At 55.1% G+C, this 13,606-nt stretch carries 10 protein-coding genes and 1 tRNA gene; 5 read left to right on the forward strand and 6 right to left on the reverse strand.

Annotated features, from left to right (window positions below):
- The first annotated feature begins 16 nt into the window (after positions 1-16).
- Positions 17-1,024 (forward strand): D-alanine--D-alanine ligase, encoded by a 1,008-nt coding sequence (locus tag ACO1NT_RS17230; RefSeq protein WP_449049981.1) that lies wholly within the window; start codon positions 17-19, stop codon positions 1,022-1,024.
- Here the strand turns inward: ACO1NT_RS17230 and ACO1NT_RS17235 are convergent.
- From ACO1NT_RS17235 to ACO1NT_RS17245, 3 genes are all read right to left on the reverse strand, one after another.
- Positions 1,017-6,602 (reverse strand): alpha-2-macroglobulin family protein, encoded by a 5,586-nt coding sequence (locus ACO1NT_RS17235; RefSeq protein WP_449049982.1) that lies wholly within the window; start codon positions 6,600-6,602, stop codon positions 1,017-1,019. The two genes, ACO1NT_RS17230 and ACO1NT_RS17235, sit on opposite strands and share 8 nt — an antisense overlap.
- Before the next feature lie 105 nt (positions 6,603-6,707).
- On the reverse strand, positions 6,708-7,829 hold the full coding sequence (locus ACO1NT_RS17240; RefSeq protein ID WP_449049983.1) for an MBL fold metallo-hydrolase: 1,122 nt from the start codon (positions 7,827-7,829) through the stop codon (positions 6,708-6,710).
- Positions 7,830-7,925: 96 nt separating this feature from the next.
- Positions 7,926-8,762 carry an alpha/beta fold hydrolase gene (locus ACO1NT_RS17245; RefSeq protein ID WP_449049984.1) on the reverse strand — a complete coding sequence of 279 codons (837 nt, stop codon included), beginning with the start codon at positions 8,760-8,762 and terminating at the stop codon, positions 7,926-7,928.
- A 156-nt stretch (positions 8,763-8,918) separates the two neighbouring features.
- Between ACO1NT_RS17245 and ACO1NT_RS17250 the strand changes: the two genes are divergently transcribed.
- From ACO1NT_RS17250 to obgE, 3 genes are all read left to right on the forward strand, one after another.
- Positions 8,919-8,992: transfer RNA gene (locus ACO1NT_RS17250), tRNA-Arg, on the forward strand.
- A gap of 63 nt (positions 8,993-9,055) precedes the next feature.
- Positions 9,056-9,634: an adenylate kinase gene (locus ACO1NT_RS17255; protein ID WP_449049990.1), complete on the forward strand. Its 579-nt coding sequence runs from the start codon at positions 9,056-9,058 to the stop codon at positions 9,632-9,634.
- A gap of 81 nt (positions 9,635-9,715) precedes the next feature.
- Positions 9,716-10,708, forward strand: coding sequence for a GTPase ObgE (gene obgE / locus ACO1NT_RS17260; RefSeq protein ID WP_449049985.1), 993 nt, complete (start codon positions 9,716-9,718; stop codon positions 10,706-10,708).
- A 9-nt stretch (positions 10,709-10,717) separates the two neighbouring features.
- Here obgE and panB read toward each other — a convergent pair whose 3' ends face one another.
- Together panB and ACO1NT_RS17270 are read right to left on the reverse strand one after the other, a co-directional pair.
- Positions 10,718-11,533, reverse strand: a complete 816-nt coding sequence (gene panB, locus ACO1NT_RS17265) for a 3-methyl-2-oxobutanoate hydroxymethyltransferase (RefSeq protein WP_449049986.1) — start codon at positions 11,531-11,533, stop codon at positions 10,718-10,720.
- 135 nt (positions 11,534-11,668) lie between these two features.
- Positions 11,669-12,130 carry a cold-shock protein gene (locus ACO1NT_RS17270; RefSeq protein ID WP_449049987.1) on the reverse strand — a complete coding sequence of 154 codons (462 nt, stop codon included), beginning with the start codon at positions 12,128-12,130 and terminating at the stop codon, positions 11,669-11,671.
- Between the two features lie 218 nt (positions 12,131-12,348).
- Here ACO1NT_RS17270 and ACO1NT_RS17275 point away from each other — a divergent pair, with 218 nt between their 5' ends.
- The gene (locus tag ACO1NT_RS17275) at positions 12,349-13,077 is read left to right on the forward strand and encodes an SDR family NAD(P)-dependent oxidoreductase (RefSeq protein WP_449049988.1); all 729 of its coding nucleotides are present in this window, start codon (positions 12,349-12,351) and stop codon (positions 13,075-13,077) included.
- On the opposite strand, the gene ACO1NT_RS17280 is transcribed toward ACO1NT_RS17275, so the two are convergent.
- On the reverse strand, positions 13,007-13,510 hold the full coding sequence (locus ACO1NT_RS17280) for a hypothetical protein (protein WP_449049989.1): 504 nt from the start codon (positions 13,508-13,510) through the stop codon (positions 13,007-13,009). The genes ACO1NT_RS17275 and ACO1NT_RS17280 overlap by 71 nt on opposite strands.
- Positions 13,511-13,606: the final 96 nt, after the last annotated feature.

Consider the following 13,606-nt stretch of genomic DNA (forward strand, 5'->3'; position numbering starts at 1 on the left):
CTATGTTTGCTCAATCATGAGCATACGCATCGCATTAGTTACCGGCGGCTACACCGCAGAAGCCGAGGTTTCGCTGAAGAGTGCCAATTTTGTTTTCCAGCAATTGGACAAGTCATTATACGAAATTTACACCATTACGGTTACCGCCGACAGCTGGTTCCACGTGGGCGGCAATGGGGTGAAGTATGCCGTTAACCGCGATGACTTCACCCTTCCGATGGACGGGCATGTGGTCCGTTTTGATTTGGCTTTCATCATGCTGCATGGATCGCCGGGCGAAGATGGTCGCCTCCAGGGATATTTTGACATGGTGGGGTTGCCCTATACCTCGTGCGATGCCCTGACGTCGGCCCTGACGATGAACAAAGCCTATACCAAGGCGGTACTGGCGGGCATTCCCGATTTATTCGTGGCCAACTCCGTCCAATTGTTTGCATCGCAGCGCGGCTCGGCGGCCGATATGGTGCGCGATGCCTTGTCATTGCCTTATTTCGTCAAACCCAATGCGGGAGGGAGTAGTATCGGGATGACGAAGGTGAAAACGGATGCCGACCTGCCCGAAGCGATTGATAAAGCATTCGATGCAGAGAACACGGGCAGCCAGGTTATCGTAGAGGAGTTTGTGGATGGCAGGGAGTTTTCGGTGGGCATATACCGGCGGGAGGGAGCGTTGGTGGTGCTGCCGGCTTCGGAAGTCATCACGGCGCGCGAATTCTTCGACTTCGAAGCGAAATATCTTGATGGGCAGACCCAGGAAATCACCCCTGCCGAGCTAAACTCCGAGCAGCGCAGCCGTGTGGAACGCGTGGTCAAAGCCATTTACACCCGTCTCAATTGCAAAGGCATGGTGCGGGTAGACTTCTTCCTTGAGCGTAGTAGTGACCGGTTTTATTTCATTGAGATCAATACCATCCCCGGCCAAACCGCTCAGAGCTTCATCCCCCAGCAGGTGCGTGCTGCGGGGATGACCGAAGCCGCATTTTACGGCGAGTTGATCGAGGAAGCGCTGCGCCCCACTATTTAACCGCTACCCATTGGCCTGGCGTTGTCGCTTGTATCCGGTTGTCGTACATGGCTTCCACGCTTACCGACGGTAAGAAATACCGGCCTATATATGACGCGTTCAAGAGCACGCGGTACGTCAACGTTTCATTTTCCCTGATATTGAAATGGGTAAGCACGCGGTCGTCGCGGATATCCAGGTAGGTGGCGGGCGAAGAGGTTACCGCCGACTGGGTATTGTTTAGCCGCGTATTGATGATTTCCCAACCCGATGGAAAGATCTGCGCGAGCGCCATATGCTCGTAGGTACCCATGCTACCGGTGTTTTTGAGCGTTACCGCTGCCACGAAATCCGTTCCCTGTGGCAACGCCACGGGATCTACCGGTTCACCCTTTAAGTTCGTATACTGCACGTCCATGGTAAGGAGCCCGGGGTTATTTCGCATGGGCGGGTTTTCACCCACGGGCAGCTGGCCTTCACGGATTATACGTACATACAGCTTGTTTGTCCCCTTGTTTTGGATACGGAGTACATTGTCCGGTTTGCCCATATCCACATCGATGCGGTACAGGTAGGTGTCTGCATTTACATGGGCCGATTCGCCGTTCAGGGTGTAGTCGAAGTTATTTTTCCTTTGCTCGTTGCCGCCAAACTTGCCAATGGCCAGGAGCGCATAGGCGGTGGTTTGCGTGCTGTACCAGCTATCGTTGTCTAGCCCCGATGCCACGGACAGCAGCATGCGTTCGGACTCTTCGCGGCGCCCCATGAGGTCGAGCGTTTCCAGGATCATGGCGCGGTCGCGCAGGGCCGACCCGAAGGTGTATCCAGCGTGTTCATACGGTTTCACGTCGGTAGGGCGGCCTTTCACCAGTTGGTTGGCTACAATGCCCTGTCCGGCTAGTTGGTAGGCAGCGGCGAGCCGCCATGCCGCCTCGTCAGACAGGTAAGGGAATTCCTTGAGCCGGTTCATGGCCCCCATTTCGGGGGCTTTGGCCAAGGCCAGCAAGTAGAGGCGGTAGGCCTGTAGCAGGTCGCCACCGCGCCAGTTGTATTGATTGGGTGACCATCCCTGTGCCGCGCTCCGCTGGAAGCGGAGCCAACTATCGAGGAACCCCGCGGGTAGCGTGTACCCTCTGGCCTGCGCTTCCAGCACGAAGTGGCCCGCATAGTTCGTGCCCCATTCGTTTACGGTCGTAGCTCCCGGCCAGTACCCCAGGCCGCCATTGGGCAATTGGTAATTGCGTAACCTATTGATCCCAGCCTTGATATTCCGCTCGATGGCAGCTTTATCGCGGTCTTTCAATTCGACCAGCCTATCCAGCATCAGCTGTGGGAACACGCTGGATGTTACCTGTTCCACGCATCCATACGGATAGCGTATCAGGTAATTCAGCCGCTTGGAAAGGTTAATCGGAGGCAGGGATGATACTTCCACCGAGGCCGTGTTGCCATTGCCGGGGCCGAGGGGCTCGATGCTCCGCTGCCACGATCCGTTACCCGCGATTTCGTCTTTGTCGACCGAGGTAACGAACGGGTTGGGGTTGCGGATATCGATCTCGATTTCATACACGGCCGTTTCAGATCCACTTTTCGCCACGGCGCGGAGCTTGCCTACGCCGGTCTCGTTGCCCACGGTTACGGTGGCATGGGCCATCTGTTCGCCGGGCTTGGCGAAACGCAGCGTCTGCTTGCCACCCTGTACGGTAAGTCCGCCCGATGCGGTGACGTCGAGGCTCACCTGTTTCACCCGGTCTTCCATCGCGAAGACGGTGAGCGGCAACTTGAATGTCTCTTTCGGCCCGATGACGCGTGGCAGGGTAGCCAGCAGCATCAGCGGCTTTTTCACGGCTACCGCTTTTTCGGCAAAGCCGTAGGCGCCATCCTGCCCGGCAATCACCATGGCCCTTACCGAGCCGATGTATTGGGGCAGGGTGAATTTGTGGGTATTGGTTCGGCCCTTGCCCAGTGTGAAGGGGCCAAGGAACTTGACCACCGGCTGGAACCTGTTGGCTTTGGCGGGGTTTACGTTGCGGTCGATTTCGCCGTCGCCCCCGATGCTAAGTATCCGCTCCAGGTCGCCACCCCAAGCGCCGAGTACCTGATCGAACAAGTCCCACGATTTCACGCCCAGCGCTTCGCGGGCGTAGAAGCTGGCGTGGGGGTCGGGTGTTCTGAAGCGGGTGAGGTCGAGCAGCCCCTCGTCTACGATGGCGATGGTGTAGGTCATGGCCTTGCCGTTGCTTTCGGATACGGAGATGCGCGATTCGGTCTCCGGCCGCAGGGTTTCGGCGATGCCTATCTGTGGTTTGAGGATCGTTTTAGGGTTTTCGATCAGCAAGGGTATCACGCCATACATGCGTATGGGCAGGTCGTTTGCCGTTTGCTGGTGCGGTTGCAGCAGCGTTACGTTCACGAACACGTTGGGAGCCATGTCTTCGGTAGTCTCAAAGGTGTAAACGGTCTGTCCCTGTTCGGTATCGATCCACCAGCTGTTAAGCACGCGGCTTCCGTTTTCGATGCTGATAAGCCCCCGGCCGCCCGCCGAAGAGGGGATGGTGAGGGTTACCTTGTCGCCGGCCCGGTAGGTTTCCTTGTCGGCGGTGAATGACAGCATGGAAGCTTCTGTGGGATTGTTCTGCTGTTCGCGCTGTGCCCAACCCGGCCAGTCGATATACAGCGTTTTGCCCGTGGCGTGACCGCTTTCGAGATCCACCACGCGTACGAGGTAACGGCCCCAATCGGGATAATTCACGCGGATGTTCCACTTACCGGTGCCATTTTCGAGCGTGATGGTTTCTTTTTTGAGCAGCTGGTTGTATTTGTCCTGCGTGAAGTTGCCGAGGTACTCATCTTCCTGGTTCCACCACCAGCGCCAGCGTATTTTATAGAATTCCACCTGTACGCGCCGCTTTCCGGTTATTTTCTTTCCGGTTGCGTCTACCCCTACTATATCTACGGTATGGTCCACATCGGTGAGCAGCCTTCCCGATAGGCGATCGCCCTCGGGCGTACGCACGCCGATATAGCTCGTGTAGGGACTATACGGCATGCTCACGTTGTCGATGCTGAAATTGCCCCCGGGTTCGAATACGCGCGTGGTGAAGCTGGCGCGCAGCATGCCCGGCGTACCGTTTGTGCCGGTGATATCCGCGGAAAAGGAAGCCTTTCCCGTAGCGTCCAGTGTGCCGTCGAACAGCACTTCGCTTTCCCTGCTGAAGCTGCGGGTTGGGTCGTCGAACGTATATAGTCGAAAGTCATCAAAGGCCGTCTTCACCGGTGTCACTACGGCCTCCACCCGGGCTTTGAGTCCCTGCACTTCGGCGCCGAAAAGCCATTTTGCCGACAGGTTGACAGGCACGGCACTACCTTTACTCAGCACGGTTTTGCCGCCGAAATCGAGATCGATCTTCAGCCGGTTGGGCATGATGGTCTCGATTTTCAATGTCTTCTGGAATACAGCACCCCCCACGCTCACCTTGGCGACCCAATTGCCCGTCGGGGCGGTAGTTTCCGTTTTCGTTTTGAACGTGTAGAATCCGTTGGTATGCTTCGATTCCACCAGCCGCCTGTTGAGTTGCCCCTTGGGGTTGTACAGCTCGAAGGTAACGGGGTGTCCTTCGGGCAGGTTGGCCGATTGGTTCTCCATGATGAAGCCCACGAACAGGGAATCGCCCGGCCGCCATACACCACGCTCGCCATAGATAAATCCCTTGATGCCTTTCTGCACCACGTCGCCCCCCACGTCAAATCGGCTCAGTGGGAGGGAGGAGCCGTCGTCCAGCTTGAGGTATCCGCGTTCTTCGTTTTTAGCGGCGATCAGCATGAATGGTTTGCGGGGTACTTCCACTTTGGCGAACCCGTCGCTGTTTGTGGTGGCGGTTTGGATCACCTGCTGCTGGTAGTCGAGCAGCTTCACCTCCACATCCGCCATGGGTTGGGCGGTAAGGATACTGGTAGCGATGATGTTTATGCTATTGTCGTTGCCGCGTTTGGCAATGAGGCCGATGTTCGAAGCGAGCATATCGCGACTGGCCCAGCGTCCGGTGGTATAATAGGCGCTGTGGCAAGGGTTGTCGCGTTCGTCCCAATCGTAATCGTATGGGTAGTAATTATTGTAGCGCCCCCAAAATTCGTCGTCATCGTCAATTGGGTCGCCGTAATAATAGCTGTGTTGTTCCGCCTCGGCCGCGGCAATGGCCTCGGCATCCGCATCACTGCACGGGTACACCGAATAACTATGGCGGAAGCCGATCAATACCCGGTAGATGGCCCCGGGCTCGGCTTTGAGCAGCTGGTCGATATCCAGCGAAAAGCGGTTTTTGCGGTGCAGGTTTACGCTCTTGTCGGTGTCTAGCGCGATGGTCTTCTGCACCACGGGGCGGGCTACGCGCCGCAATTCGTAATTGCTGTCGTACGTCTGCTGGAAATATTGCGGTATGTTGTTTTCAAATATTTTCACGATGGTCACATCCACCGCCCTTAGGTTCACGGCTTCAAACGGCATGGTGAGTTTGCCCGAGCCCGGTAGGATGGTCCCTTTCCCGGGGATGCTCACGGAAGGTAGCCGGTTTTCGAAATTGACGTTGGCGGAATAAGCGGATGTTATTTTCTGGTTGTTGATGTTCTCTACCCCCTCATTCACCGCGATGGCATAGTCGCCTTCCAGGCGGTCGGGTGCATACATCTTGACTTCGCTGCCATCGATGGTATAGCGCAGATCCTGCATGCCCGCAACCTCGATCAGTCCGCTGAGCTGCTGTGCCACCAGGATGGGGTCGGAGAATTGTACCAATACGTATTGTTCCGGCTCGTGCACCGCGCGGATGTCCAACACCTTGAATACTCCCCTGGCGGGTATTTCGATTGTTTTTTCACCGTCTTTGGAAGCGGCAATGGGGCCGCCGTCCCAGCGTAAGATGAGGTTGCGCGCTTCATCGCCCCGTGGTATGGAGTCGATTATGTAGGTAGATATCCGTGTCTGTGGGTTGTGTTGCCACTTGATGGTGTATGCTGTGCCTTCCTGCGAAGATACGGTTAGCACTTCCTCGATGTGTTCGGGCTGCTCGGTGTCGGCAAAGGCCATGCGGCCAGTGAGTTTCATTAGATCGGTGGCGGTATTGGTCTGCGCTGTCAGTCCATCGATTTCGACATGGTAAGAGGGCTCGATCACCTTGAAGTTAAAAACAAAATCCTTGAGGTCGTCGCTTACGTCGGCCACTTCGCCGAGGTGGAACGTCACGTTATACTCGTGCCCCGGCTTGAGTTGCTCGTCGGGCCGGAACTCAATTGTGCGTGCGTCTAGCCAATACACTTTGCCCTTTACATGCGGGTTGACAGAAAAGAGCTTGCGGGGATCTTCTTGGTTGGTCTGCTGGAATGTGCTTACCTGCGATGCCAGCCGTACGCGTATGGTGCTCTCGCGCGATACGACGCCGGAAGTATAGGCTTCCACGTATTTGGCGAAAGCGGTATTATTGGCGTTTACGGTGTTCGACTGGCTGTATTTCCAGAGGAACAGTGCGATGATGATGACGATGATCACGCCTCCGGCTGCAATGAGGGTAGTTTTGCGGGCGGGAATCCAATTGGCCTTGTTCATAGTGATGGATTTTATCAAGGCGAATGTACATAAACCGAAGAGTAAATCCTTAAAATACCCCGGATGAAATTCGAAAATACCGGTTTTTAGGGATGGCCCACGGTGTCAATTCACCCCTTCCCACCAACGTGTAAAGACCTGGGTGGTGTCTTGGATGTACACCGGTTCGCCGATCATGGGGGTGAGCAATGGTAGCCCCGTTGCCGCATTCGCCTCGGCTATTTTGATCAGCGGGTCGTCCCAAGCATGCATGGCCAGCGAGAATTTGGAGTTATGTACCGGTAGTACACGTTTGGCGCCAAGGTCTTTCGCGGCGAGGAGCACCTGTTCGGGCAAGGTATGGATATATATCCAATAGGGGTGGTATTGCCCGTCTTCGAGGATGGCGAGGTCAAAGGGGCCATATTGCTCGCCGATTTGCGAAAAATGTGTACCGTAGCCGCTGTCCCCGCCGATAAATATACGCTGTGTAGGCGTATTCAACACAAATGATGCCCAGAGCGTGCCGTTCCGCTTGAAGCCGCGCCCCGAAAAGTGGCGTGCGGGTGTGGCCCGCAGCGAAAATCCGTCAGCCAAGGCGGTCGATTCATGCCAGTCGAGCTCCACGATTTTTTCGGGTGGATAACCCCAGTATTCGAGGTGTGCACCTACGCCTAGCGGGCAGATTACCCGGCCCACTTTCGGTTGGAGATGCTTAACGGTGTTATAATCGAGGTGGTCCCAATGGTCGTGCGTGATGACCAGGTAATCGATGCGGGGCATATCGGCCACGTGGTAGCCCTTGGTACCGGCGAAACTTTTCGTCGTGAACGACACCGGTGAAGCATGGCCGTTGAACACCGGATCGACGAGGAATTTCTTGCCGTCCACCTGCATGAAATACGATGAATGGCCAAACCAGACGAGCGCGTTGGTGTCGGCGTTAAGCTGATGGAGGTCCGTTTTGACGGAAGGGATGGAATCTATGGGTACCTGCCGCGGCGTCTTGTTGAAAAGGAAGCTCCACAGCACGGTGAGCATATTGGCCCCTTCGGCCAGGTCGGGCGTGTCTTCGAGGTTCTGGAAGCGCCCATTTTTATAGTTGGGTGATTTTTCGATCCGCTCCAGCCGTTGCCCGCGGGGGGCTTTCCCGAAGGGTGGTTGCCGCGTAAAGATCACGACCCCCGCAGCGAAGACCGCACAGACGATAAGTAAGCTTAACAACATACGTATGATGGTTTTCCTCATGCCATTATAGAAGGCAAATACGCCGCAAAGTAAACATCCGTCGCCCGATAAGGTAACCCGTTACTTGATTTTTACATTTACTTGACCACCGCTGTGCTATGCCGGGTTGATGTGGTCGATAAATGCCGTCAGTTCCATGTTGAAACGGGTTGTATCTTCGAGGTTGGGTAGGTGCCCGCAGCCGGGCATTTCCAGGTAGGTAGCATCGGGTATCTTGGAGACGAGGATATCGGACTGTTCGCGTGGCGTGATGCGGTCTTCCGCACCGCGGACAACCAGCGTGGGCACGGTGATGCTTTGCAGGCTGTCGGTTGTATCGGTGCGCGAGGCGAGCGCCAGCAGGGTTGCGCAGATGCTGCTTTCGGTATTCCGGCGTATACTGCTTTTGATCAGGTCGATGGCATCGGGATTTTCCGTAAGCGCCTTTTGTGCGAATACATTGTTGACGAACCCGATGGAGAACGCCCGCTTGCCGTTCTTAAGCACGGATTGGATCGTGTCGAACCGTTTTTGCTTCGCGGTATTGTCGTCAGCAAGGGAATTGGTGTCGCACAATATCAAGCCGGCGAAGGCTTCGGGTCGGATTTGGTATGCGCGGAGCGCAATATACCCACCCATGGAGATTCCGCATACGATGGCACGGTTGATCGCCATTTTCCGCAGGAATACCAAAAGGTCTTTTGCGAAAACATCGACGCTGAAAAAGCCATGGCCCATGGTGCTGTTGCCGTGGCCGCGCACATCCATCGCAATGCCCCTGATGGAGGGCGGCAGTCCTTCCAATTGCGGTATCCACATGTTTTTGTTGAAGGGGAAACCGTGTACGAATACCACAGTCTGGTCGGCAGGGTCGGCTTCTTTCAACAAATAACTAATACTGATATCTCCGATGCGTATCCGCCGCCGCTTGATTAGGCTTTTATTGTAGTCCATAAGGGGGTTAACGTTTGATACGATGATTATGTTTTGGTTTTAAAGATAATAAAATCAGGGAACTAATGCGACCCGGATCGCATTGCTCGGTATTTTTTCCAAAAATATTTCGCAGGTATCAATCAGATTCCTATCTTTGCAAACCGAATCGGGAATGCGCTTGTAGCTTAACTGGATAGAGCACCTGACTACGGATCAGGAGGTTAGGGGTTCGACTCCCTTCAAGCGCACATGTTTCACTCATATAGCCTAATCAGCATGCCGGTTAGGCTATTATTTTTCACGGATATATGATGCTAAACCTTGTTTTATTTGGCCCTCCGGGTGCAGGGAAGGGAACCCAATCGCAAAAGCTTATCGACCGGTACGAACTGGTGCATATTTCCACGGGCGATATTTTCCGGGCACACATCGCCAACCAAACGGAATTGGGGCAACGTGTAAGCCAGTTAATTGCCGACGGCGAATTGGTGCCCGATTCCATTACCATTGCCATGCTGGAGGAGGAAATCGACAAGAACCCACAGGCAAGGGGCTTTATCTTCGATGGTTTTCCGCGTACGGTGGCACAAGCCGAAGCGCTGGACCACTTCCTGGAATCGAAGGATTCCGGTATCACGGGCGTTATTGCGCTCGACGTAACCGAGGCCGAACTGACCGCACGCATCGCCAAGCGTAAGGCCATCAGCAACCGCGCGGATGACGATAGCGAAAAGTTGAAAAAGCGCATCGAGGAGTACTTCCATAAAACCATCCACGTGCTGCCGTATTACGAACGGCAAGGTAAACTGACCAAAGTGAATGGTATCGGCGACATCGAAGTTATTTTCAACGAAATCAGCGGGGTTATCGACGGTTTTAATAATGGTTAATGGTTAATGGTTAATGGATGCCTCGCTGTCAACAGCCATCGGAAATTGACCATTAACAATTGACCATTAACAATTAAAAAAATGGGTTCGAATTTCGTAGACTATGTAAAGATATGCTGCCGTTCCGGCAAGGGCGGGGCAGGCTCTGCGCATTTGCATCGCGATAAGTTTACCTCCAAGGGCGGCCCCGACGGGGGCGATGGTGGCCGTGGTGGCCACATCTTCCTTAAAGGCAATGCCCAGTTGTGGACGTTGCTACACCTGAAGTACCGCAAGCATGTGATTGCCAATGATGGCCAGCCGGGGGGCAGTGCCCTGAAGTTCGGCGCCAATGGCAAGGACGAAATGCTGGAAGTGCCGCTCGGCACCGTGGCGCGTGATGCCGAGACCGACGAATTGCTATTCGATATCACCGAAGATGGCGAGGTGAAGGTGCTTACTGCAGGTGGGCGGGGCGGACTGGGTAATTGGCATTTCAAAAGCCCCACGCAGCAGACACCACGATATGCCCAGCCCGGCGAGCCGGGCAAGGAACAGTGGATCATCCTCGAACTGAAGGTACTGGCCGATGTCGGGCTGGTGGGGTTCCCCAATGCCGGCAAATCCACGTTGCTTTCGGTGGTCTCTGCCGCAAAACCCGAAATAGCAGATTATCCGTTTACCACATTGGTGCCCAATCTGGGCATCGTTTCCTATCGAGACAATAAGTCGTTCGTCATGGCCGATATCCCCGGTATCATCGAGGGGGCATCGGAAGGGAAGGGGTTGGGTCACCGGTTTTTGCGTCATATTGAGCGCAATTCCGTGCTCCTGTTCATGGTACCTGCCGATACGGACCGGACGATTGCCGAAGAATACCACATCCTGTTGGATGAGTTGATTGCGTTCAACCCCGAACTGAAAGACAAGCCCCGTATCTTGGCCATTACCAAAGCAGACATGCTCGATGACGAGCTAGAAGCTGAGATGAAGGCCGGCGTACCCGCCGAAATCCCCCATGTATTTATCTCATCGGTATCGGGCAAAAATATCCAATCGTTAAAGGATATGGTTTGGCGAGCCATCAATACGTAGCCGGCACCCTCAATACTGTTCTCTTTCGTTCGGGAAATCCGATGATTTCACATCACGGATGTAGTTGCTCACTGCATTGCCTATTTCCTCGTATAGGTTGGCATATTGACGAAGGAATCGCGGTTTGAACCCTTTATTGATACCCAGCATATCGTGCACCACCAGTACCTGTCCGTCGCATCCGGCGCCGGCGCCGATGCCGATGGTGGGGATACCGATGGCGTTTGTCACCTCGGTTGCGAGTGCGGCCGGTATTTTCTCCAGCACCACGCCGAAACAACCGGCTTCTTCCAATAGGTTAGCGTCTGTTTTGAGCTTGTTGGCTTCGGCTTCTTCCTTCGCCCGCACGGTATAGGTGCCGAATTTATAGATGGACTGCGGGGTAAGGCCCAGATGGCCCATGACGGGGATGCCGGCATTGACGATACGCTGTACCGTTTCCTGTATTTCGACACCGCCTTCCACCTTCAGGCCATGCGCCCCGGTTTCCTTCATTACACGTACGGCCGCTTTCAGGGCATCGCTGCTATCGCCCTGGTATGAGCCGAACGGCAGATCGACGATCACCAACGCACGCTTGGCGGCACGCACCACCGCCGAAGCATGGTACATCATCTCTTCGAGCGTGATGGGCACGGTGGTTTCATAGCCCGCCATTACATTGGCAGCCGAATCGCCCACGAGGATGATGTCGATCCCCGAATCGTCCAATACGCGGGCCATGGAGTAGTCGTACCCCGTGAGCATCGCTATCTTTTCACCACGGCTTTTCATCTCGCGGATGGTATGGGTGGTGATGCGTTTGATTTCCTTGTTTACAGACATAACACAAACGTACTAAAAAAAGCCAAATGGTTTCGGCATTTGACGTTGCGTATTTTGAAATAGGGTGAATCCGGGCACAGCCCGTCAAGGCTGGCCGTTGCTGCCACACTCGGGCAATGCCTGCTGATGATACGGTTAACTGATTTTCTTGACGTCAGCCGCTTGGGGGCCACGTTGGCCTTTCACGATATTAAATTCGATGCGGTCGTCTTCCGCGATGGGTTCGGTCAGGTCGTTGACGTGGAAGAAGATGCGTTCACCGGTCATCCCGTCGTTGATGAAACCATAGCCCTTTGACTCGTTGTAGTACGCCACACGGCCTGTGCGCATGCCATCGGCGTCTTCGATATCTTCGAGTTTCGGTGTGCTGATCAGGATTTCGTCCGCGGATACCGGTTTGAGCTTCTTGGGGTCAGGAGGGGTGGTAGTGATGTTGCCGTATTCATCCACATAAGCAAGCATGTCGTCCAGGCTCTTGCCCTTGTTGGATGCAGCGGCCTGCCGTTTTTCTTCACGGCGCAGTTCTTTTTCCTTTTTCTTTTGTTGTCGTTTCTTGGCGTTTTCTTTTTTACTGAATGTCTCTTGTGATCTTCCCATCGATGATTTTAAATTAAACACTTTTATCGGGGTCAATACCGTTCTCCGATGATTTGCAAGCTGGGGTGGGGAGCAAAACGAAAGGTAATAACATGGCCCTTTGTGCAAAGGTACAAAAATAGTATCGGATAACCAAGGGTGGGAGGCGGGGGGAATTGACGAATAGTTTTTACCTTTAGCGGGTGGTCGTCGGCACCACTGCTGTACGGCTGTTATTTATGGGAACGGTAAGGAAAAACATCATCATCATCGGGGCAACATCCGGTATAGGCCGGGCGTTGGCGGGGGTTTTCGCGACCGAGGGCCATGTTGTGGGCATCACGGGCCGGCGGGAAGCGCTGCTACGCGAAATGGTGTCTGAGCGACCTGCCAGCTTTCATGCCGCTACGTTCGACGTGACGGACACCGCGACGAGCATTACCCATTTGGAAACCCTTGCAGCGGCCATGGGTGGCGTAGATACGATCGTAATCAGCGCCGGGGGTGGTGATACGAACGTGGCGCTGGATTTCGATATCGAACAGCGGATGATCGACCTCAACGTGCAGGCATTCACACAGTTGTCCGATTGGGCATTCAACTATTTCAAGGGCCGGGGGCGCGGTCATTTGGCCGCCATCACTTCGGTGGCCGGCATGCGTGGAAGCCGGCAGGCACCGGGGTACAGCGCCAGCAAGGCATACCAGATCAATTACCTGCAGGGCCTGCGGCAGAAGGCTTGTAAAGAACGGATGGATATCTGGGTAACGGATATCTGCCCGGGGTTCGTGGATACACCGATGGCTAAATCGCCCGTACGGTTCTGGGTGGCGCCAGTGGATAAAGCTGCCCGACAGATTTACCGGGGGCTGCAAAAGCGGCGCGGCGTGGTGTACGTCACGCGGCGGTGGGGGTTCGTCGCCTGGCTCTATCGGCTACTACCCGGTTGGTTGCACAAAAGGCTGTAAGGATTATTTGCCGTTGCGCCGCCTTCCGGTGTTGGTACGGGCGTGGCAGGTCAATGTTGGCCGATAAGTCGACCCCTGCGCTGTCCGCTGGTGGCGATTCGCCACCCAAACGATCAGTGGTCGAACTGTCTGTTGATAGGCTATCTGTCCGTACCGTATCTTTTACGCTATGCGGCGGCTGTAGCGGTCGTTCCATACGCGCCGAGTCGCTGCCAACGGGGCGAGCCGCTTCGGGCGATTGGCCTTCCGCAGCGGGTTGCCTTCCCTGGGTGGTCGAGTCGGAAGGCACCGCCAGCGCCGCGTCGGCCGGTGGCCGGCGGCGCGTCAACAGGTCTTCCTTGGAGGTCGGTCGGTCGCCCGGCTTCCATACAAAACCTTCCAGGATCTCGGCCTCCTGTGGCACGAGGTGCATGGGGTACAGTTTGCTGTCCATGCGGTTACCGATTCACGCGTTACTCTGTGCTTGATATAGCGCGTTGTTACGCCCGCGGCTTGGGCCAGGTTCACCGGTCGCTAAAATAAATCCGGC

Source organism: Parapedobacter sp. (genome assembly GCF_053550995.1).